This window comes from Pseudomonas quasicaspiana (genome assembly GCF_021147825.1).
Taxonomy (GTDB): Bacteria; Pseudomonadota; Gammaproteobacteria; order Pseudomonadales; family Pseudomonadaceae; genus Aquipseudomonas; species Aquipseudomonas quasicaspiana.
The window spans coordinates 34715-57879 of the sequence record NZ_JAGTPI010000015.1 but is presented as its reverse complement, the minus strand read 5'-3'; the positions used below and the strand labels follow the sequence as shown (position 1 = coordinate 57879).

General features: G+C 58.3%; 15 protein-coding genes. 2 read left to right on the top strand and 13 right to left on the bottom strand.

Features of this window, described 5'->3' with window-relative positions; translation table 11 throughout:
* Positions 1 to 505 precede the first annotated feature (505 nt).
* From KDX30_RS11820 to KDX30_RS11775, 10 genes are all read right to left on the bottom strand, one after another.
* On the bottom strand, positions 506 to 1924 hold the full coding sequence (locus tag KDX30_RS11820) for an FAD-dependent oxidoreductase (protein WP_027901976.1): 1419 nt from the start codon (positions 1922 to 1924) through the stop codon (positions 506 to 508).
* Between the two features lie 121 nt (positions 1925 to 2045).
* Positions 2046 to 6494: a glutamate synthase large subunit gene (gene gltB, locus KDX30_RS11815; protein ID WP_099268009.1), complete on the bottom strand. Its 4449-nt coding sequence runs from the start codon at positions 6492 to 6494 to the stop codon at positions 2046 to 2048.
* A 357-nt stretch (positions 6495 to 6851) separates the two neighbouring features.
* Entirely contained in the window at positions 6852 to 8441 is a 1590-nt protein-coding gene (locus tag KDX30_RS11810) for an AAA family ATPase (RefSeq protein WP_231675817.1), read from the bottom strand.
* A gap of 9 nt (positions 8442 to 8450) precedes the next feature.
* Positions 8451 to 9554, bottom strand: a complete 1104-nt coding sequence (aroB, locus tag KDX30_RS11805; protein WP_231675816.1) for a 3-dehydroquinate synthase — start codon at positions 9552 to 9554, stop codon at positions 8451 to 8453.
* Positions 9555 to 9682: 128 nt separating this feature from the next.
* A complete protein-coding gene (aroK, locus tag KDX30_RS11800; RefSeq protein WP_027901980.1) occupies positions 9683 to 10201 on the bottom strand; it encodes a shikimate kinase AroK in 519 nt (172 codons plus the stop codon).
* Between the two features lie 4 nt (positions 10202 to 10205).
* Positions 10206 to 12308 carry a type IV pilus secretin PilQ gene (gene pilQ / locus KDX30_RS11795; RefSeq protein WP_231675815.1) on the bottom strand — a complete coding sequence of 701 codons (2103 nt, stop codon included), beginning with the start codon at positions 12306 to 12308 and terminating at the stop codon, positions 10206 to 10208.
* A gap of 56 nt (positions 12309 to 12364) precedes the next feature.
* Complete coding sequence (gene pilP, locus KDX30_RS11790; protein WP_099268005.1) at positions 12365 to 12892, bottom strand: type 4a pilus biogenesis lipoprotein PilP; 528 nt, start codon at positions 12890 to 12892, stop codon at positions 12365 to 12367.
* Complete coding sequence (gene pilO / locus KDX30_RS11785; RefSeq protein ID WP_027901983.1) at positions 12889 to 13512, bottom strand: type 4a pilus biogenesis protein PilO; 624 nt, start codon at positions 13510 to 13512, stop codon at positions 12889 to 12891. The genes pilP and pilO overlap by 4 nt, the downstream gene beginning before the upstream one ends.
* Positions 13509 to 14075, bottom strand: a complete 567-nt coding sequence (locus KDX30_RS11780) for a PilN domain-containing protein (RefSeq protein ID WP_027901984.1) — start codon at positions 14073 to 14075, stop codon at positions 13509 to 13511. Before KDX30_RS11780 ends, pilO begins: the two co-directional genes overlap by 4 nt.
* A complete protein-coding gene (locus KDX30_RS11775; RefSeq protein WP_231675814.1) occupies positions 14075 to 15139 on the bottom strand; it encodes a pilus assembly protein PilM in 1065 nt (354 codons plus the stop codon). Before KDX30_RS11775 ends, KDX30_RS11780 begins: the two co-directional genes overlap by 1 nt.
* A gap of 208 nt (positions 15140 to 15347) precedes the next feature.
* Between KDX30_RS11775 and KDX30_RS11770 the strand changes: the two genes are divergently transcribed.
* On the top strand, positions 15348 to 17807 hold the full coding sequence (locus KDX30_RS11770) for a penicillin-binding protein 1A (protein WP_099268002.1): 2460 nt from the start codon (positions 15348 to 15350) through the stop codon (positions 17805 to 17807).
* A gap of 153 nt (positions 17808 to 17960) precedes the next feature.
* Here the strand turns inward: KDX30_RS11770 and KDX30_RS11765 are convergent, their stop codons facing one another.
* The 3 genes from KDX30_RS11765 to rpmE form a co-directional block, all read right to left on the bottom strand.
* Entirely contained in the window at positions 17961 to 19229 is a 1269-nt protein-coding gene (locus KDX30_RS11765) for a malic enzyme-like NAD(P)-binding protein (protein WP_027901987.1), read from the bottom strand.
* 291 nt (positions 19230 to 19520) lie between these two features.
* On the bottom strand, positions 19521 to 20336 hold the full coding sequence (locus tag KDX30_RS11760) for a thermonuclease family protein (RefSeq protein WP_231675841.1): 816 nt from the start codon (positions 20334 to 20336) through the stop codon (positions 19521 to 19523).
* Between the two features lie 11 nt (positions 20337 to 20347).
* Complete coding sequence (rpmE, locus tag KDX30_RS11755) at positions 20348 to 20581, bottom strand: 50S ribosomal protein L31 (RefSeq protein WP_020293533.1); 234 nt, start codon at positions 20579 to 20581, stop codon at positions 20348 to 20350.
* A 166-nt stretch (positions 20582 to 20747) separates the two neighbouring features.
* On the opposite strand from rpmE, the gene KDX30_RS11750 reads away from it, so the two are divergent.
* Positions 20748 to 22967 carry a primosomal protein N' gene (locus KDX30_RS11750; RefSeq protein WP_027901989.1) on the top strand — a complete coding sequence of 740 codons (2220 nt, stop codon included), beginning with the start codon at positions 20748 to 20750 and terminating at the stop codon, positions 22965 to 22967.
* Positions 22968 to 23165 lie beyond the last annotated feature (198 nt).

Here is a 23165-nt window from a genome sequence, read left to right as displayed (position 1 = left end):
AGCGACATGTATGAAAAGGGAATCTGTACGAAAGCGTTCCCGTTAAGTCAGGCACAGATCCTAGCCCGCCCTTAGAGCAGAAATACCTCGGAGAAATAAACAGCAAAGCAGTCGGCGAGCCAGCATCTGATGGCGTGGATCGGATAAAGGAGGAGGATGAAGCTGGAGGGGCTATTAGCGCACGGGTTTGGTTGGGAGTGACTTCGGCCGAGGGCGCGGTGCCGATTTGTTGCAGGGTTTGAAGCGGGAGCAAGAGCAAGCTCATCAATCAACATGCAAACTGCTGGATTGAAATGCATTTTCTGTAGGAGCTGCCGAAGGCTGCGAAGCGTTTATCCTGACACACCGCGATCGCAGCCTTCGGCAGCAGCTACAGACGATCACCGGGCCTGTGGGAGTAGAGCTTGCTCGCGATGAAAGCACCGCAAGTATCGAGTAGATGGCGTCCAGCCTTATCGCGAGCAAGCTCGGCTCCCACAGGTTACGTGGGAGCCGCGCTGCTACATCAAACGCCCAGGTAGTCCAGAATCCCTTCGGCCGCATTACGGCCTTCGAAGATTGCAGTCACAACGAGATCAGAGCCGCGCACCATATCGCCACCGGCGAAGATTTTCGGGTTGCTGGTCTGGTGCTTGTATTGCGCCTGTTCCGGGGCGATAACGCGGCCCTGGCTGTCGGTCTGAATAGTGAACTGCTCAAACCACGGTGCCGGGCTTGGGCGGAAGCCGAACGCGATGACCACGGCATCAGCCGGGATGATCTCTTCCGAGCCAGGAATCGGCTCAGGGCTACGACGGCCACGGGCATCAGGCTCGCCAAGACGGGTCTCGACCACCTTCACACCTTCAACCTTGTCTTCGCCAACAATGGCGATCGGCTGGCGGTTGTAGAGGAACTTCACGCCTTCTTCCTTGGCGTTCTTCACTTCCTTGCGAGAACCCGGCATGTTTTCTTCGTCGCGACGATAAGCGCAGGTCACCGACTTGGCACCCTGACGGATCGAAGTACGGTTGCAGTCCATGGCCGTGTCACCACCGCCGAGGACGACAATCCTCTTGCCCTTCATGTCGACGAAATCTTCCGGCGACTTTTCAAAGCCCAGGTTGCGATTGACGTTGGCGATCAGGAAATCCAGCGCATCGTGCACACCCGGCAAGTCCTCACCGGCGAAGCCACCTTTCATGTAGGTGTAGGTGCCCATGCCCATGAACACGGCATCGTATTCTTCGAGCAACTGCTCCATGGTCACGTCCTTGCCGACTTCGGTATTGAGACGGAACTCGATACCCATGCCGGTGAAGACTTCACGACGATGGCTCAGTACGGTTTTTTCCAGTTTGAACTCGGGGATGCCAAAGGTCAGCAAACCGCCGATTTCAGGGTTCTTGTCGAACACCACCGGGGTCACGCCGCCACGTACCAATACGTCGGCACAGCCCAGGCCGGCAGGGCCTGCACCAACAATCGCTACGCGCTTGCCGGTGGGCACAACCTTGGACATGTCCGGACGCCAGCCCATGGCGAACGCGGTATCAGTGATGTACTTCTCGACCGAACCGATGGTCACAGCGCCAAAACCGTCGTTCAGGGTGCAGGCACCTTCGCACAGACGATCCTGCGGGCACACGCGACCGCAGACTTCCGGCAGGGTGTTGGTCTGGTGCGACAGTTCGGCGGCGGCCAGGATGTTGCCTTCCGCAACCAACTTGAGCCAGTTGGGGATGAAGTTGTGTACCGGGCATTTCCATTCGCAGTACGGGTTACCGCAACCCAGGCAACGGTGAGCCTGATCGGCCGACTGTTGGGGTTTGAAAGGTTCGTAGATTTCCACGAACTCTTTCTTGCGCTGACGCAGCAGTTTCTTCTTCGGATCTTTACGCCCGACATCGATGAACTGGAAGTCGTTACTTAGACGTTCGGCCATTCTCTTGAACCTCTACATGGCAGCTTCAGGCGACAAACCTGAAGCTGCCAGAATCATATTCGCAGGCAAATCACGCACTGCTGTTAACTTGCGGCTTGAAGCTTGCCGCTTAAAGCTGCAGTTACTGCGGATTCGCGCGGGTGCTGGAGAGCAACGACTTCAACGAAGCAGCCTTCGGCTTGACCATCCAGAAGCGGCGCAGGTAATCGTCCAGGTTTTCCCAGACGTTACGGCCCCACTCGCTGTCGGTTTCCTCGACATACTCGGCCAGTACACGCTCCAGATGGCTGCGATAAGCTTCCATCGACTCGCCGCTGATGCGTTGAATCTCAACCAGCTCATGGTTGACCCGGTCAACGAAGCTGTTGTCCAGGTCGAGCACGTAGGCGAAACCACCGGTCATGCCTGAACCGAAGTTGTAGCCGGTCTTGCCCAGTACGCAGACGAAGCCGCCGGTCATGTATTCGCAGCAGTGATCGCCCGTGCCTTCCACGATTGTGTGAGCACCGGAGTTACGCACCGCGAAACGCTCGCCTGCAGTACCGGCCGCGAACAGCTTGCCACCGGTTGCGCCGTACAGACAGGTATTGCCGATAATGGCGCTTTCCTGGGTTTTGAACGGGCTGCCTTTTGGCGGAACGATGACCAGCTTGCCAGCGGTCATGCCTTTACCGACGTAGTCGTTGGCGTCGCCTTCCAGATACATGTTCAAACCACCGGCGTTCCACACGCCGAAGCTTTGACCAGCCGTCCCTTTGAAGCGGAAGGTGATCGGCGCCTTGTTCATGCCCTGGTTGCCGTGCAGCTTGGCGATTTCGCCGGAAATCCGCGCGCCGATGGAGCGGTCGCAGTTGCAGATGTCCAGTTCATATTCGCCACCGCTCAGGCTTTCGATGGCCGGCTTGGCCATTTCAACCATGCGCTCGGCCAGCAAGCCTTTGTCGAATGGAGGGTTGCGATCCACAAGACTGAACTGAGGCTTGTCAGCCGGGATGTGGTCGCTACCCAGCAGCGGCGTCAGGTCCAGGTGCTGTTGCTTGGCGGTTTCGCCCGGCAGGATGTCAAGCAGGTCGGTACGGCCGATCAGCTCTTCCAGCGAGCGGACGCCCAGCTTGGCCAGCCACTCACGGGTCTCTTCAGCCACGTAGGTGAAGAAGTTGATTACCATGTCGACGGTGCCGATGTAGTGGTCTTTGCGCAGCTTCTCGTTCTGAGTGGCAACGCCGGTGGCGCAGTTGTTCAGGTGGCAGATACGCAGGTATTTACAGCCCAGCGCGATCATTGGCGCGGTGCCGAAACCGAAGCTTTCAGCACCGAGAATTGCAGCCTTGATCACGTCCAGACCGGTTTTCAGACCGCCGTCGGTCTGTACCCGAACCTTGCCGCGCAAATCGTTACCGCGCAGGGTCTGGTGGGTTTCGGCCAGGCCGAGTTCCCACGGAGCCCCCGCGTATTTGATCGAAGACAGCGGCGATGCACCGGTGCCGCCGTCATAGCCGGAAATAGTGATCAGGTCGGCGTAAGCCTTGGCCACACCGGCAGCAATCGTACCGACGCCCGCCTCGGCAACCAGTTTCACCGAAACCAGCGCCGCCGGATTGACCTGCTTGAGGTCGAAAATCAGCTGCGACAAGTCTTCGATGGAATAGATGTCGTGGTGCGGCGGCGGCGAAATAAGGGTCACGCCCGGCACTGCATAGCGCAGTTTGGCGATCAGACCGTTCACTTTACCGCCCGGCAGTTGCCCGCCCTCGCCCGGCTTGGCGCCTTGGGCAACCTTGATCTGCAACACGTCGGCGTTGACCAGGTACTCAGGGGTTACGCCGAAACGGCCAGTAGCTATCTGTTTGATTTTCGAGCTGCGGATGGTGCCGTAGCGCGCAGGATCTTCGCCGCCCTCACCGGAGTTGGAGCGTGCGCCCAGACGGTTCATGGCCTCGGCCAGCGCTTCATGAGCCTCAGGCGACAATGCGCCCAGAGAGATCCCGGCCGAGTCAAAGCGCTTGAGGATTTCCGCCAGCGGCTCGACTTCGTCGATGGACATCGGAGTGTCGAGGGTCTTGACCTGGAACAGGTCGCGAATCATCGATACCGGACGCTTGTCCACCAGCGAGGTGTATTCCTTAAACTTGCTGTAGTCGCCCTGCTGTACAGCGGCCTGCAGCATGCTGACCACGTCCGGGTTGTAGGCGTGGTATTCGCCGCCGAACACGAACTTGAGCAGGCCACCTTGCTGGATCGGCTTGCGTGGGCTCCAGGCTTCGTTGGAGAGCAGCTTCTGCTCGGCTTCGATATCGACGAAGCGGGCACCCTTGATGCGGCTTGGTACGCCACGGAAGCTCAGTTCGCAGACCGCTTCGGACAGGCCGATGGCTTCGAACAACTGCGCACCACGGTACGAAGCGATGGTAGAGATACCCATCTTCGACAGGATCTTGAGCAAACCTTTGGTGATGCCTTTACGGTAGTTCTTGAACACCTCATAGAGGTCTCCCAAAACTTCACCGGTGCGGATCAGGTCGCCCAGCACTTCATAAGCGAGGAACGGATAAACAGCCGAAGCACCAAAGCCGATCAACACCGCAAAGTGATGCGGATCGCGGGCGGTAGCAGTTTCAACCAGGATGTTGCTGTCGCAACGCAGGCCTTTTTCGGTCAGGCGGTGGTGCACAGCGCCTACAGCCAGGGATGCGTGAGCGGGCAATTTGCCTGGGGCAATATGACGGTCAGTCAGGACGATCTGGGTACGACCGGCACGCACGGCTTCTTCAGCCTGATCAGCGATGTTACGCACAGCCGCTTCAAGGCCGATGCTCTCGTCGTAGTTCAGGTCGATGATCTGCCGCTCAAAGCCCGGACGCTCCAGGGTCATCAGCGAGCGCCATTTGGCCGGGGAAATGACCGGCGAGCTGAGGATCACGCGGGAGGCGTGCTCAGGCGACTCCTGGAAAATGTTGCGCTCGGCACCGAGGCAGATTTCCAGCGACATGACGATCGCTTCACGCAGCGGGTCGATCGGCGGGTTGGTGACCTGCGCGAACTGCTGACGGAAGTAATCGTAAGGCGAACGCACACGCTGCGACAGAATCGCCATCGGCGTGTCGTCGCCCATGGAGCCGACCGCTTCCTGGCCCTGCTCACCGAGCGGACGCAGTACCTGATCGCGCTCTTCGAAGGTGACCTGATACATCTTCATGTATTGCTTGAGCTGGTCGGCATTGTAGAAAGCCGAACCATGGTCGTTGTCTTCGATGGTCGCCTGGATACGCAGAGCGTTCTTGCGCAGCCACTGCTTGTACGGATGACGCGACTTCAAGCGGTTGTCGATGGCGTCGGTGTCGAGGATCTGGCCGGTCTCGGTGTCCACGGCAAAGATCTGACCCGGCCCGACACGGCCCTTGGCGATGACGTCTTCCGGCTTGTAGTCCCACACGCCGATTTCCGACGCGAGGGTGATGTAGCCATTCTTGGTGGTGACCCAGCGCGCCGGACGCAGACCGTTACGGTCAAGCAGGCAAACCGCGTGGCGACCTTCGGTCATTACCACGCCAGCAGGACCATCCCAAGGCTCCATGTGCATGGAGTTGTACTCATAGAACGCCCGCAGATCGGGGTCCATGGTTTCAACGTTCTGCCACGCAGGCGGAATGATCATGCGCACGCCACGGAACAGGTCGATGCCGCCCGTGACCATCAGCTCCAGCATGTTGTCCATGCTCGAAGAGTCGGAACCCACGCGGTTGACCAGCGGGCCCAGCTCGTCCAGGTCCGGAATCAGTTCGTTGGCGAACTTGGTGCGACGGGCCTGCGCCCAGTTGCGGTTACCGGTAATGGTGTTGATCTCGCCGTTGTGGGCGAGGAAGCGGAACGGCTGTGCCAACGGCCATTTCGGCAGGGTGTTGGTCGAGAAGCGCTGGTGGAACACGCAGATCGCGGTTTGCAGGCGCTCGTCGCTCAGGTCCGGGAAAAATGCCGTCAGATCGCGCGGCATCATCAGACCTTTATAGATGATGGTCTTGTGAGAAAAGCTGCAGATGTAGTGATCGGTGTCTTCAGCGTTGGCGACCGACGAACGGCGACGTGCGCTGAACAGCTTGATCGCGAATTCCTGATCGCTCAGGCCTTCACCACCGATGAACACTTGCTCGATTTTCGGCAGACGCTCCAACGCCAGACGACCCAGCACGCTGGTGTCGATGGGTACCTGGCGCCAGCCAACAAGGGTCAGGCCAGCAGCAAGGATTTCGCGATTCATGTTCTCGCGGGCGGCGTCAGCTCTAGCGTCGTCCTGATTGAGGAACACCATGCCCACGGCATATTGGCGCGGCAGCTCATTATCAAAGTGTTCTTTGGCAATGGCGCGCAGGAACGCGTCCGGTTTTTGAATCAACAGCCCGCAACCGTCACCGGTCTTGCCGTCGGCGTTGATCCCACCACGGTGGGTCATGCAGGTCAGGGCTTGGATAGCCGTCTGCAACAGGTGATGACTGGGTTCGCCCTGCATGTGGGCAATCAGGCCGAAACCACAGTTATCCTTGAATTCATCTGGATGGTACAGACCTGCTTTCATAGACACTTTCTCACCAGGCTGCCTCTAAAAGAGACAAATTTCTTTTCAATTCAACCAGTTACCTCTCGCGCTGAACGTACGCCAGCTTAGCGGGAGCAAAAGGGAGGTCATTGTACACAGCGACACAAAGCCTCACAAATTTAACGACGAACAGTCGTAAATTCGTGTCGCATTTATGAACGTTTATAGCTGGATGCTGTGCTAGTCAAAAGCTTTTTTAGCGATCTGACCAAAACACCCCGTTTTCCAAAAGCGTCCGGGACGCAGACACCACAAGGCGCGCGGTCAATCGGACTGCACGCTTGCGGATCAAAACAGGGATGCTGGGTGAGCGGCCCGGATAAGGCCGCTGCGACTTCAGCGAGCTGCGCCGAGTTCCTGTTGGATACTGGCGACAGTACGAGGCCAAGGTTTACCAGCCTGAACCTTCGCTGGCAATACCTTGATAGCTGCAAGGGCAGCTGCGCGGTCAGAGAAGTTGCCGTAAGTGATCACATACAGCGGCTTGCCCTGAAGCGTTTTCTTGAAATAACGGTACTCGCCGCCTTGCTCGGCAACGAACGCCTGAGCAGTGCTCTCGGAGCTGGTGCCGAGGATCTGCACCACGTAGCGACCCGGCGCCTGACTGCCATACCAGCTGCTACCAGCTGCAGATTTCCCGGCAGCGGCCGGTGCAGTCTTGGCCGTTGCGACCTGCGTTGGAGCCTGAGCAGGTGCAGCTGGCTTCGGAGCAGTAGCGGCCGCTGGCGGCGCAATGGACGAACGAGGTGTCGACGGTGCTGCACCGGCCGGCACACCAGCAGGTGGCGCGGTGGTGGTCACGGTAGGCGGCTGGTCAACAGACCCGACCGGTACGCCATCATCGTCGCCATCACTCGCGCCCGCCGCTTCGGCCAGAGGGCCGCGCATGACAGGCTGAGAGTTACCCACCAGCGGCAAAGGCATGGGCTGCGAATTACCCGCGAACTCGATAGCCGGGCCACCGTTGTTGGACTGCTGGGCGCTTGGCGTGCCCTGCCCCAGAGGCAATTGCGCCTGAGAGTTGGCAGGCTGCGTCGCTGGGGCACCGGAATTGCCGCCACGGCCCGGGATCAGCACTGCTGCCAATACCCCGACTGCAACCACAGCACCCAGTGCCATTACATATTTCTTCGGCATTTTGAATCCCACACTTGGGCGTTTGACCGCCGAACGGCTGGCGATCATCGCCTCGATCATTGAGTCCCGGGCAACCTGATTGATAGCGCCAGGCCATCCACCGGAATGCTCGTGAATATCGGTTATCTGCTCGGCCGTGAACAATTCGATGCCTTGTCCGGCACCTTCCAGTCGTTGCTCCAGATATTCCCGTGTTTCATCTTCCGTGTAAGGTGCCAGTTCGATGACGTGATAGCGCTCGCCCTCGGTTTGCGCTTCGGCACACAGCTGATCGAGTCTATCGATCAGTGAAGCTTCACCGAACAGAAACACATGTGGACGGCCTTCAGGACTTCCATCGGCCAGACCGAGCAGTGCTTCGAGTGCGGATTCGCCAAGTTGTTCGGCATCGTCCACCAACAAATAGACTTCCTGGCCGGTCAGCGCCAATTGCACGACCTGCGCGAGGATGGCGCGCATCTCTGGCTGGGCGACATTCAGCGCCTGGGCAACCTGACGCAGCAGACCGGAAGCATCTGCAGCACCCCGGGCCGAAACCACCACGCTCTGGACCGATTGCTTGTTGGTACTGGCAACCAACGCCTGACGCAACAAGGTTTTGCCGCTGCCAACCGGGCCGGTCACGACCAGCAATAGCTGGCTGTAACGGGCCAAATGATGCAATTGTCCCAATACCGGCTTGCGCTGGGCAGGGAAGAATTTGAAGCCAGGTACCCGCGCTGCGAACGGGTCATGACTCAACTGGTAATGGCCGAGGAAGGCCTCGTCGGCGTGCAAGCTACTCGTCATGGAATTTCATTAACCTCTGAGCTGATCCACGAGGGCGCGGTAATCCGCCGCCAGCGTGGCCTGTAAAACTTCTTTTGGATATTCGTCGGTGATCACGGCTTCGCCCATACGGCGCAACAGGACCAGACGCAGACGACCATCCAGGACTTTTTTGTCGACAGCCATGTGCTCAAGGAAATGCTCCGGGGTCATTTCCTGCGGCGGCACCACCGGCAGACCGGCGCGCTGAAGCAGGCGAATGCCGCGGTCGCGCTCCTGTTCGCTGATCCAGCCCAGACGAGAGGACATTTCCAGCGCCATCACAGTGCCTGCGCCGACAGCCTCGCCATGCAGCCAGACACCGTACCCCATGTGGGTTTCGATGGCATGCCCGAACGTGTGCCCCAGGTTCAGCGTAGCGCGCACCCCGGTTTCGCGCTCATCAGCGCCAACGATCAAGGCCTTGGCGGCACAGGAACGTTCGATGGCGACGGTCAGGGCGGCCTGATCCAGCCCACGCAACTGATCAACGTTTTCTTCAAGCCAGGTCAGGAACGGCTCATCACAGATCAGACCGTACTTGATGACCTCGGCAAGGCCCGCCGACAGTTCGCGCTCCGGCAGCGTATTGAGGCTGGCGGTGTCGATCAGCACGACGCTTGGCTGGTAAAACGCACCGACCATGTTCTTGCCCAGCGGGTGGTTGATCCCGGTCTTGCCGCCCACCGAAGAGTCAACCTGAGACAGCAGGGTCGTGGGAATCTGAATGAAGTTCACGCCGCGCTGATAGCAAGCGGCCGCAAAACCGGCCATATCGCCGATCACACCGCCGCCAAGGGCAATCACCGTGGTACGCCGATCATGACGGGCACCCAGCAGGCCATCGAAAATGCCTTGCAGGGTTTCCCAGTTCTTGAAAGCTTCGCCGTCCGGAAGGATGACAGGCTGGACGTTGTAGCCGGCCAGGGTGCGGGTCAGTCGCTCAAGGTAAAGAGGCGCGACGGTGGTATTGGAAACAATCGCCACTTGCCGCCCAACGATATGCGGAGCGAGTAAATCCAAACGATCCAGCAAGCCTTCGCCGATATGAATCGGGTAGCTGCGCTCGCCAAGCTCGACCTTAAGTGTCTGCATGTGTCCCCACGTTGATTACCGGATACGTCGCTGTGAGTGCTTTTGGCACTCACGCAATAGGTGGCTCAAGGCTACGCCTCGTCCTGTTTTTTATTGGTCGCAGAGGATAGCGCATTTCTGCCCAGGCTTTAACGGGGAGGAAGCTCCGCCAGGCGCGCAAGAATATCAAGAACCACCATTCGTGGCGGCCGCTCATCGGTTTCAACCACCAGATCAGCGATCTCCCGATAAAGCGGGTCACGCATCTCGAGCAGATCGCTCAAAACCTTTGCCGGATCAGCGGTGCGCAACAGCGGGCGGTTACGGTCGCGGGCAGTACGCCCGACTTGCTGCTCTACCGAGGCATGCAGATACACCACGCGCCCACCCTGGTGCAGGGCCTGGCGATTTTCGCTACGCATGACGGCACCGCCGCCTGTCGCGAGGACGATCCCGTCGACACTGCATAGCTCGGCAATCATCGCCTGCTCGCGGTCACGGAATCCGGGCTCACCTTCTTTATCAAAGATCCACGGGATATTGGCACCCGTGCGCAGCTCAATTTCCTTGTCGGAATCCTTGAACGGCAGGCGCAGCTCTTTGGCCAGCAAACGGCCGATGGTGCTTTTACCAGCCCCCATCGGCCCTACAAGTATTAAATTTCGCACAGAATCAACGACTCACAGCAATCGCCTGGTTGTTCATGATACGCGGAGTGAGGAACACCAGCAGCTCGGATTTTGCTTCCGAGACCACATCGCGCCGGAAAAGGCGGCCAACATACGGCACATCGCCGAGAAATGGCACCTTATCGACGGTTTTAGTTTGCGTATTCGAGAACACACCACCGATTACGATGGTTTCTCCATCGGCGACCAGCACCTTTGCGTTGACTTCGTTTTTACGAATAGGAGGAACACCTTGCACCATGTTCAGGTAGTCGGGCTCATCCTTGGTGACCTTGACCTCCATGATGATGCGGTTGTCCGGCGTGATCTGCGGCGTCACTTCCAGTGAGAGCGAGGCCTCTTTGAAAGACACTGTCGTGGCACCACTGGAGCTGGATTCCTGATAAGGAATCTCGGTGCCTTTCAGAATCTTCGCGGTTTCCTTGTCGGAAGTGACCACCTTGGGCTGGGAGACGATTTCACCGTTGCCGGTTCTTTCCATTGCGCTGAGCTCGAGATCGAGTAAAGCGTTATTGGTCATGAAAGCGATACCAATGCCGGAGGTTGCATTGGCTGCGCCCAGATCGACGAATGGCACATTGGAAGTCAGCGCATCGCCCGTGTTACCGGCTTCGTCCCCATTATCATCCAGACCATAACCACTCCATTTGTGGTTGTTATTACGGTTGGTGTCGCCTGCCCAGCGGACCCCGAGCGCCTTGTCGTAACCGACATTGGCCTCGACGATTCGCGCCTCGATCATCACCTGACGCACGGGAATATCCAGCTGGGAGACGATGCGGCGCAGCTCGTCCAGACGGTCCTGAGTCTGGTAAGCAATGATGTTGTTGGTGCGGTCATCCACGGTAATCGAGCCGCGCTCATCGACTTTCGACTCGGCGCTGGTCACTGACTGGAACAGCTTGGCGATGTCCGCAGCCTTGGCGTAGTTGACCTGCAACAGTTCACGACGCAGCGGTGCCAGCTCGGCAATCTGCTTGAGAGACTCCAGCTCCTGACGCTCGCGGGCCGCAATTTCGTCGGCGGGTGCGACCAGCAAAACGTTGCCGATCTTGCGTTTGTCCAGACCTTTGGTTTTCAGCACCAGATCCAGCGCCTGATCCCACGGCACGTTCTGCAGGCGCAAGGTAATGCCGCCCTGAACCGTGTCACTGGCGACCAGGTTGAGACTGGTGAAGTCGGCGATCAATTGCAGCACCGAGCGCACATCGATGTCCTGGAAGTTGAGCGACAGTTTTTCACCGGTGTAAACCAGCTTCTCTGCGTTGCGGCGGTCCAGGTCTTCGTTGGTCAACGGACGTACGCTGATGGTCAGCTTGCTTTCGGTCTGATAGGCGGAGTAATCGAAAGGCCCGGATGGCTCGATGGTGATGCTTGCCTTATCGCCGGTCGCAGTGGCGTTAACGAACTGCACCGGCGTCGCGAAGTCCTTGACGTCCAGCCTTACCCGCAGCTTTTCAGGCAGTTGGGTTTTGGCGAAGTCGACGCGAATCTTGCCGCCCTGTTCCTGAATATCAGGAGCAACGCTGGAGTCCGTCAGATCAATGATCACATTGCCTTCGCCCAACTCGCCCCGCTGGAAATCGACATTGCGGATCGCTTTGCCAGTTGGCGCGTACGCTTTGGGTCTTGCGGGAGCAGGAGGTGGCACGGCAACACGAGCCGCGCCCTGCGCAGTACTGGGTTGCGATGCCTGCGCCGCCGTAGCGCCCTGACCGATCACGATAAACAGATTATTGCCATCAACCCGTGAGCTGTAAGGCGCAAGTGTGGTCATGTTGACGATGACACGCGTGCGATCATTGGCCTGAACCACGACCACACTGCGGGCATTGCCACTGCCCAGCTCACGGCTTTTGGTCGCCAGCTGACTGGTCACGCCGGGCAAATCGAGCGCGATACGCGCTGGCTGTTCAGTGGTATAGCCTCTGGGTGCAGGGACCGGCGCATCAAAAGTCAGCTTGAGCTCGATCCTGTCACCGGGCAGCGCCGCAACATCCAGCGTCTTGAGAGTGGCGGCCTGGAGCATCGGCGAAATCATCGTAATCCATAGCGATACACCGATAGCCGAAAGAATCCTGGTCATGATCATTTTCCGTCCTGCGAACCCGAGAGTGCTTTGCATGCTTGGCTGTGCTCGTTTCATGAGCGTTCTTTCAGGGAAATGCTGCGCGGCCTTTCCAGCCATGCCCCCTCTCCGTCAGGAACTATTTCTACGACATCAACGCGAGATTCATCGACCGAGACAATCCGGCCGTTATTGCGGCCCAGGTAATCACCGACTTTCACCCGGTATACGCCACCCGCCCCCTTGAGCAAGGCAAAGGTCCCGGTTTCATTACCCATGGTGCCGACCATCTCGAACGTCTCGATATTGAACCCTTCCAGAAACTGCCTTGGCCGTGTTTCATCCGGAGCCACCAGTCTTGACCCTTTGAGACGGTTGACCAGATCGACCTTGATCGGCGGCTGAAACGGGCTGCGCAGATTCGCAGCGTTATACGTGAAAGCCTCATAAGGACGAAACCTTGGCAGAGGTTCGATGGTGCCCGTTGGTCGGGCACGCGCCTCATCCATAAAACTGGTCAGGTCGGCAAACGACGAATCCTCGTTGCAACCGGCCAGACTGATCAACGCCACACTGGCGCACAACAATCGCGCCAGCCTCATTTATTCAGTCCTTCATCGTTGTAGCGATAGGTCTTGGCAAGAATATTCATTCGCAGCCTGGACGGATTTGAAGCTTCCACAGGCTTGATCTCGAAATCATGCAGGGTGACGATCCGCGGCAGGCTGGCGACACCACTGACGAAGGTGGCCAGATCGTGATACCCGCCCACTACGGTGATCTGTATCGGCAACTCGATGTAAAACTGCTGAGCCGCTTCCGGCAGCAGTTTGATCTCTTCGAACTCCAGCCCACTGCCCAACCCTGTGCGCGTGATGTCTTCCAGCAAGCCAGGTACTTCGGTATCGCTGGGCAACTGCCGCAACAATGCGCCGAAGGTGTTTTCCATCTCGGCCATCTGCACCTTGTAGGGCTGCAGGTTGGCGGCCTGGAACGCCTTGGTAGTGAACTGCTCTTTGAGCGTGCTTTCATTGGCGCGCGCGCCATCAAGCTGACTCTCAAGATCCTGGATATAGAAGAAGTAACCCAGCGCCAGCACAAGCACCATCAACAGAATGCCGGTCACGAACTTGACCGCAGCGGGCCATGAACCAAGGTTGTTGATGTCCAGATCGCCAAGGTCAATCCGGCGCAGACTTTCCAGCGTCTCGGAGAGATTCATGGCTTGACTCCATCAATGGCCGGCTGTGTCTGGCGCACTGTTAACTGAAACACGTTGGCCTGATCCAGCGCGCCAGCGGTTGTTGCCTTCACTTCGGTCAGACTCGGTGCTTCAAACCAGTCGGAAGCCTCGAGATTACGCATCAGGTCCGACACGCGATTGTTCGATTCTGCCGCGCCCGTGACGCTCACCAGTTTGTCGACCATCTTCACGTTCGAGAAATACACGCCATCCGGCAGGGTACGCGCCATCTGGTCAAACACCCGGCCAATGATCGGGCGATTGCCTTGCAGGTCCTGAATGATCTTCATCCGTTCCAACAATTGCTTGCGGCGGGCTCGCAGATCGCTGATCTCTTTAATACGCTCATCGAGCTGCACGATTTCTTTCTGGATGAACGCATTGCGCGCCGCCTGATGAGTAATCGCACTGCTCAAATATTGATCAACCATGAACAATACGCCGACCGAAGCTACAAATACGCCAGCCAAGGCCATCAGAAATCTTTTCTTGCGCTCTTCGCGCAACTGTTCACGCCAGGGGAGAAGGTTGATCCGTGCCATCAGTCAAAGCTCCTCAGGGCCAGACCGCACGCGATCATCAAAGCAGGAGCATCGCTGGCCAGGGCGCCAGCATTGACCTTGGCGCTCAAGGCCATGTCTGCAAACGGGTTGGCCACCAGAGTGGGTGTGCCGACGCGCTGTTGAATCAGGTTGTCCAGCCCGGAAACCGATGCGGTACCACCGGCCAGCATGATGTAGTCCACGGCGTTGTATTGTCCTGCGGCGAAGAAGAATTGCAGCGACCGGGCAACTTGCTGCACCACGGCGTCCTTGAATGGCTGCAGCACTTCGATCAAGTAATCATCGGGCAGACCGCCCTGCTTCTTGGCAAGCCCGGCTTCTTCCATCGAAAGGCCATAGCGACGCCGGATTTCCTCGGTCAGCTGACGCCCACCGAACAGCTGTTCACGGGTATAGATAATGCGTCCGTTGTGCAGCACGCTCAGGGTGGTCATGGTCGCGCCGATGTCGACGATGGCAACGGTCAGTTTGTCGTGACCGTTGCCCAGTTGCGTCGACAACAACCCATAGGCACGCTCCAGTGCATAGGCCTCGACATCGACGACCCGTGCATTGAGCCCCGCAAGGGCCAGGGCGGCTTCGCGTACTTCAACATTTTCTTTACGGCAGGCGGCCAGCAGGACCTCAACGCGCTCGGGGTTGCGCACCGAATAGCCCTGAACCTCGAAATCGATTGCGACTTCTTCCAGTGGATAGGGAATGTACTGATCAGCCTCGATTTTCAGCTGGTTTTCCATGTCGTCATCCGACAGGCCAGCGTCCATCTCGATGGTCTTGGTAATCACCGCCGAACCGGCCACGGCGACCGCCACAGATTTGACGCTTGTACGCGCCTTGGCCAATACGCGCGCCAATGCATTTCCGACGCCTTCGAGCTCGGCAATGTTCTTTTCGATCACCGCGTTCGCCGGGAGCGGCTCCACCGCGTAGGACTCGACTTTGTAACGTGTGCCGGAACGACTCAATTCAAGGAGTTTCACCGATGTAGAGCTAATATCGATCCCTAGAAGGGTGTTGGCCTTCTTACCGAAGAGTTCGAACACAACCTGTTCCCTATGAGTTTCCGTCACTTACGGATAATTTGTTGTCCAACGCCGCCGCCAGCAATCCTGACAGTAGCGCAAATAACGCTCGGAGACGAAAAATGCTTATAATGCCCAGCGCTTTTTTCGTATAACCAAGCTTCAAGGCGTGTCTATTTATTAGTGCCTGCGCTTAACTCATTCTTTTTATTCTGGAAATCAAAAAGCCTTGATACGCCTGCTGAAGTTTTTCTGGTGGTCTCTCGTCGCCGTATTCTGTGCGCTGTTGCTCGGCCTCAGCGGTGCCTTTCTTTATCTGAGCCCTAACCTGCCGTCTGTAGAAGCCTTGCGCAGCATCCAGCTGCAAATCCCGCTGCGCGTCTACAGCAGCGACGGCAAGTTGATTGCGGAGTTTGGCGAGATGCGCCGTACCCCGATCCGCTTTGCCGACATCCCGCCGAATTTCATCAACGCCTTGCTCTCGGCCGAAGATGACAATTTCGCCAACCACTACGGCGTCGACCCTGGCAGCCTGATGCGTGCAGCGTCGCAACTTGTCAAAAGTGGCCACATCCAGTCGGGTGGCAGCACCATCACCATGCAGGTGGCAAAGAACTATTTTCTGACGAGTGAGCGCAGTTTTTCGCGTAAAACCACCGAGATCCTTCTTGCACTGCAAATTGAGCGCCAACTGACCAAAGACGAAATTCTCGAGCTGTATGTCAACAAGATCTATCTGGGTAACAGGGCCTACGGCATTGAAGCAGCGGCGCAGGTTTATTACGGCAAATCGATCCGCGACGTAAGCCTTGCGCAGATGGCCATGATTGCCGGCCTGCCGAAAGCACCTTCGCGTTTCAATCCGCTGGCCAACCCGACACGCGCCAAAGAGCGTCGCGACTGGATCCTGGGGCGCATGTTCAAGCTGGGCAAGATCGACCAGAGCGCCTACCAGGCTGCGCTCAGCGAGCCACTCAACGCCAGCTACCACGTGCCGACGCCTGAAGTTAACGCACCTTATATTGCAGAAATGGCGCGGGCCGAAATGGTCGGCCGTTATGGCAGCGACGCCTATACAGAAGGCTTCCGTGTCACCACGACAGTCCCAAGCGACCTTCAGGAACACGCCAATACGGCGGTTCAGGAAGGCCTGATCGAATACGACCAGCGGCACGGCTATCGCGGCCCTGAAAGCCGCTTCCCGGGCATGACCCGCGAAGGCTGGGCGCAAGAGCTGACCAAGCAACGCACCATCAGCGGCCTTGAGCCTGCAATCGTCACCCAGGTCGACAAGACTGGCGTTCGCGTCCTGACCCGTAATGGTGAGAAGGAAGAAACTGTCGAGTGGGCGAGCATGAAATGGGCGCGCCCTTATCTGAACACCAACAGCCTGGGCGCAAATCCAAAGGGACCTGCTGATGTCGCGCATGTCGGCGATCTGGTTCGCCTGCAGCGTCAGGAAAATGGCTCTCTCAAGTTCAGCCAGATACCGGCGGCGCAAAGTGCACTGGTATCACTTGACCCACAAAATGGTGCAATTCGTGCGCTGGTCGGTGGTTTCGCCTTCGAGCAGAGCAACTACAACCGCGCCCTCCAAGCCAAGCGTCAACCGGGCTCGAGCTTCAAGCCATTCCTGTACAGCGCCGCGCTGGACAACGGCTACACCGCGTCAAGTCTGGTAAACGATGCGCCGATCGTGTTTGTTGACGAGTATCTGGACAAGGTCTGGCGTCCGAAGAACGACACCAATACCTTCCTTGGCCCGATCCGCCTGCGTGAAGCGCTGTACAAGTCGCGTAACCTTGTTTCGATTCGTCTGCTGCAACAACTGGGCATCGATACGTCAATCGACTACATCACGCGCTTTGGCTTCAACAAGAGTGATCTGCCGCGCAACCTGTCGCTGGCACTGGGCACAGCCACTCTGACACCGATGGAAATCGTCACCGGTTGGTCAGCGTTCGCCAACGGTGGCTACAAGATCAACTCATACCTGATCCAGAACATCGAGAGCCGCGATGGCGTGACCTTGTTTGAGGCCAACCCGCCAAGCGTTCCAGCGGTAGACCACCAGCCAGCGCCACATGCCAACACGGTAGCGGTGCCCAATGGACCTGCGCTGATCACCTCATCCAGTGAAGGCCCTGCACAGCCTGCAGCGCCGGTTGATCCTCAGGCACCCGCCGTTGCACCGCGCATTGTGGACAGCCGGACCACGTACATCCTCAACAGCATGCTGCAGGACGTGATCAAGCGTGGCACCGGCCGCCGAGCCTTGGCGATGAACCGTCCGGATATCGCAGGCAAGACCGGTACGACCAACGAATCCAAGGATGCGTGGTTCACCGGTTACAACGCCGATTACGTGACCACGGTCTGGACGGGCTTTGACCAACCAGAAAGCCTGGGCCGTCATGAATTTGGCGGTACCGTCGCTCTGCCGATCTGGATGAACTACATGAGCGCCGCGCTCAAGGACAAGCCGCCGCATCAGCAAGCCGAGCCGGATGGCATCCTGAGCCTGCGAGTTGATCCGATCAGCGGCCGTGCAGCAACTCCGAGCACGCCTAACGCGTTCTTCGAGCTGTTTAAAAGCGAAGATACGCCGCCAAGCGTCAACGAACTGGGCGGCCAGGCACCGGGCAGTCCGTTGCCTGCGGATGAGTCGGCGCCGATCGATTTGTTCTAGGCAAGCAGCTACAAGCTTCAAGCCGCGAGCTACAAGAAAAAGCAGTGGAGAAACGGAATGCTGCGTTGTTTTCGCTTGCAGCTTGTAGCTTGAAACTTCCCCATAAAAAAACCCGGCTAATGGCCGGGTTCTTTTATGGGTCTGCTAACAACGTTAGCCGTTAAAAACGTCATCAACGCTGGTCAGCGGGTAGTGCTTTGGATACGGCAGGGTTGCAACACCGCTTTCGATGGCTGCTTTGGCAACAGCATCAGCGATCAGGCCCAGCAGGCGGGTATCCATTGGTTTCGGGATGATGTACTCACGACCGAATTCCAGCTTGATGCCGCCGTAGGCGTCGCAGACTTCCTGAGGCACTGGCAGTTTGGCCAGTTCACGCAGGGCGTTGGCCGCTGCGATCTTCATTTCTTCGTTGATACGCTTGGCGCGAACGTCCAGAGCGCCGCGGAAGATGAACGGGAAGCCCAGTACGTTGTTGACCTGGTTCGGGTAGTCGGAACGACCTGTCGCCATGATCACGTCGCTGCGAGTAGCGTGAGCCAACTCCGGGGAGATTTCCGGATCAGGGTTCGAGCAGGCGAACACGATCGGATCCTTGGCCATCGACTTCAGACCTTCAGCGCTCAGCAGGTTCGGGCCAGACAGACCAACGAACACGTCTGCGCCATCCAGAGCGTCAGCCAGGGTGCGCTTTTCAGTCGCGTGAGCGAACACCGCTTTGTACTGGTTCAGATCGGTACGGCCGGAGTGGATAACGCCGGAACGGTCGATCATGAAGATGTTTTCGATCTTCGCGCCCATGCTCACCAGCAACTTCATGCAGGAGATGGCCGCTGCGCCAGCGCCCAGGCAGACGATTTTTGCGTCAGCCAGGTTCTTGCCGACGATTTCCAGGGCGTTGATCATACCGGCCGCCGTAACAATCGCGGTGCCGTGCTGGTCATCGTGGAAAACCGGGATGTCGCATTGTTCGATCAGCGCTTTCTCGATCTCAAAGCACTCAGGCGCCTTGATGTCTTCGAGGTTGATACCGCCGAAGGTGATGGAGATGCGTTTTACGGTATCGATGAAAGCCTGTGGGCTTTCCGAATCCACTTCGATATCGAATACATCGATACCGGCGAAACGCTTGAACAGAACGCCCTTGCCTTCCATCACTGGCTTGGATGCCAGTGGGCCCAAATCACCCAGGCCGAGGATCGCGGTGCCATCGGAAATAACTGCTACCAGGTTGCCTTTGCCGGTGTATTTGTAAGCCAGCTCAGGGTCACGGGCGATTTCACGCACAGGCTCGGCAACGCCAGGGCTGTAAGCCAGGGCCAGGTCGCGAGCAGTAGCGGTGGGCTTGGTGAGTTCTACGCTCAGTTTCCCCGGACGAGGATTGGCGTGATATTCAAGCGCGGCAGTTTTCAAATCAGACATGTGGGCATTCCGCTTTTTTTACTGTGGGAAGACGGACCGCCGAGGATACGCAAGATGCAAAGTCCTAACAAGACTGGCCAGTCACAACTGTCAATAGGCGAGGACTAAGACTTTCCGCTTAGAGCGGAGGAGTTGCATCAGGGGAACGAGTTTGTAGGAGCTGCCGAAGGCTGCGATCGCGGTGTGTCAGGATAAACGCTTCGCAGCCTTCGGCAGCTCCTACAGAAAATGCATTCCAATCCATTAGTTTGCGTGTTGTTTGATGGAAGCGTGCGCCTACAGATCGGTGTGTCAGAGGGTCGATGAATCAAGCATCGCCGGATGGGTAATCGGCATCATCCAGCGTGCCTGCCCATCCTTGAGGCCGCTCCGTCGAGATCGATCAACGACCCAGCCACGCGCTTCGATACTCTGGCCCTTCATGCGGCTCAGCTGTTTGGCGTCAAACTGGCTGACAAGGTCCGGTGCGATACGCAGAACCAGCGAACCCTGCAGCTCGATCCATATGCCGCCGCCATTACGCTGCACATCGACGATTTGCCCGGAGACCAGCGCAAAACCGCCCTTATCGATCTGACCCGCCGACTGCACCGGCGATTTACGCCACACACCGAGGCCAGCCTGACGGGCGCTACGCTCAGCCGCTTGCTGGCAATCTACCAGCGCTACGTTAGGCGACACCGCAACCAGATAACCCAGACCTTCGATCAGCAACTGCGCTTCGAGATTGGCACCGTCGCGACCATAGACATTGGCCAGCACGCGACCATAACGATCCTTGGCCTGTTGGCCGATCAGCAAACTGACGGTGCCATCGCTTTCAGCCACCAGCGTCTGCAAGCGGCTTTTAGCAGCCTCGGCAAACGGCTCGGCGGAACGACCGTTCTTCCCCGTCTCGGGAGTATTGAGGCCAACCATGCGTACGTTGCGCCCATCTTTAAGGCGCAGGGTATCGCCATCGACCACACGCTCGACCTGAGCAACCGGGAGCGAGGATGGCGCAAGGCAAAAAGCCTGGGCGGCAGGCAGCCAAATCGCAGCCACAAAAAAGGCGCCCACAAGGGACGCCTTTTTAAGCAGCCTGGAGAAACCCTTTGGATTTTCCAGATCGGCCAACCTTACTCTGCAGCAGCAGGAGCTTTGGTAGCACCGAACGCACCGAAGCGCGACTTGAACTTGTCAACACGGCCGCCAACGTCAAGAGTCTTCTGCTTGCCGGTGTAGAACGGGTGGCACTCGTTGCAAACGTCAAGGCTCAGAGGCTTGGCGAGAGTCGAACGGGTTTTGATGACATTGCCGCAGCTGCAAGTAGCGTCAATGGCTTCGTAAACTGGATGGATATCAGCTTTCATCGGTACTTCCTCGGGCTAGCGTGCCGCCATCCAACACTATTGTTGAATACCGCACGTAAATAGGCCGCGAATATTACCAGACAATCCAGATCACGCAAGCGGGGCTTTACGCCGGTCGTCTGCTAAGATCGCGCATCCGTCACATACCGTAACAGGGAAACCCCGCGTGCCCGACGCCATTCTGCGCCTTGCCCTGCCTTCGCCACTGCGGCGCCTGTTCGACTACCGAGCACCTGCGGGAGTGCTGCGCAGTGCCTTGCAGCCGGGCATGCGCCTGCGAGTCCCCTTCGGCCGTCGGGAAATGATCGGCATTCTGATCGAGATCGCCGATCACAGCGAAGTGCCCGCAGACAAACTCAAGCCCGCCATCGCCCTGCTCGATGAGCAAGCCCCCCTGCCGCCCGCGCTGTTCAAGCTGTGCCTGTGGACCTCTCAGTATTATCAGCACAGCCTCGGCGACACCTTGAGCTGGGCGCTGCCAGTCCTGCTGCGCCAGGGCGAACCGGCCGAATCGCGCCAGGAGCGCTTCTGGCAGGTTGCGCCGAATGCCAGCGTCGATGACCCGCGCATTGCCCGGGCACCCAAGCAACGCGAAGCACTGACCACCCTCGCCCAGCATCCACACGGTGTTGCGCATCAGTTGCTGAGCAAGCTGATGCTTAATAAAGAAAGCCTCAATTTGCTGCTGGCTAAAGAGTTGGTGCAGGTTGAAGTACGCAGCCATGCTCCTTCGGCGCGTCATGAACACTGGCTGGCCCAGCCGGAACTGCCCCTCAACACGGAACAACGCGCGGCCTGCGAGGCGATTCGCGCCGGGTTCGGCAGCTTTCATGCGTTCCTGCTGGCGGGCGTTACCGGCAGCGGCAAGACCGAAGTCTATTTACAGCTGATCCGCGAAACGCTGGAAGCCGGTAAACAGGCGCTGGTGTTGATCCCGGAAATCAACCTCGGGCCGCAAACCCTGGCGCGCTTCGAGCAGCGCTTCAACGCACGCATCGCCCTGCTGCATTCGGCAGTCAATGATCGTGACCGGCTGGATGCCTGGCTGGCAGCGCGGGATGGCGAGGCCGATATTATTATCGGTACTCGTTCGGCGCTGTTCACGCCGATGAAGAATCCCGGCCTGATCATCATCGACGAAGAGCACGACGGCTCCTATAAACAGCAGGAAGGCCTGCGCTATCACGCACGGGATCTGGCTTTAGTGCGTGCACGCCAGGAAAATATCCCCATTGTGCTCGGCTCGGCCACACCTTCGCTGGAAAGCCTGCACAACGCCTACACCGGCCGCTACGGCCTGTTGCGCCTCAATGAGCGTGCGGGCGGCGCGCAGCAACCGAAATTCATGCGGCTGGACGTTAAAAGCCGTCCACTGGACAGCGGTATCTCCGGACCGATGCAACAAGCCATCGGCCAGACTCTCGAAGCCGGTCAGCAAGTGTTGGTCTTCCTCAACCGACGCGGCTTTGCGCCGACGCTGCTGTGCCACGATTGCGGCTGGCTGTCGGGCTGCCCGCGATGTGATGCGCGAATGACCGTGCATCAGCGCTCCGGGGAATTGCGCTGCCACCACTGCGGCCACGTCGAACGCGTACCGCGCCAGTGCCCGTCCTGCGGCAAAGTGGATTTGCGCCCGGTTGGCGCAGGCACCGAGCGCGCTGAAGAGCGTCTGGCGATTCTGTTTCCGGATTACCCCGTATTGCGGGTTGATCGCGACAGCACCTCGCGCAAAGACGCGATGAATCAACTGTTCGCGACCATTCAGCGCGGCCAGCCGTGCATTCTGGTGGGCACACAGATGCTCGCCAAAGGGCACCACTTCCCGCGTGTGACACTGGTGTCGATTCTGGATGCCGATGGCGGCCTGTTTTCCGGAGACTTCCGTGCCAGCGAGCGCATGGCTCAGTTGATCGTTCAGGTTGCCGGGCGGGCCGGACGGGCTGAAGAGCCAGGCCGGGTGATCATCCAGACGCACCTGGCGGATCACCCACTGCTGATTCAGCTTACCGAACAAGGTTACTTCGCCTTCGCCGAGCAAGCCCTGAGCGAACGTCGCGCGGCTGGTTTGCCACCTTTTGCGCATCTGGCACTGTTACGGGCCGAAGCCCATAAACCGGGTCAGGCCGAAGGGTTTCTCGATGAGGCCTGCTCGGTTGCCGAGCAGCTGTTGAACGACATGAATCTGGGCGGCATTGAATTGCTCGGCCCGGTCCCGGCACCGATGGAGCGCCGCGCCGGTCGATATCGAGCACAATTGCTGCTGCAATCCAGCGCCCGAGCGCCACTGCACCGGCTGCTTGCTTCCTGGCTGCTGGCGCTGGAGCAAATGCCGAGCGGCAGGCAGGTCAGGTGGTCGCTGGATGTGGATCCGGTGGATTTGTATTAGCCAGCACCTGTAAGCGGATACCTGTAGGAGCCAACTTGTTGGCGAAGCGATAGGCCTGCGAGACAGGAAGACCGCTTCGCGAACAAGTTCACTCCTACAGGGGAAGCGGTGCGTCCTGGCTCCGTAGTGAACCTGTAGGAGCGCGCTTGCCCGCGATAGCAATTTAAGCTTCACCAGCTTGCTCGCTGTCAGTTTTTT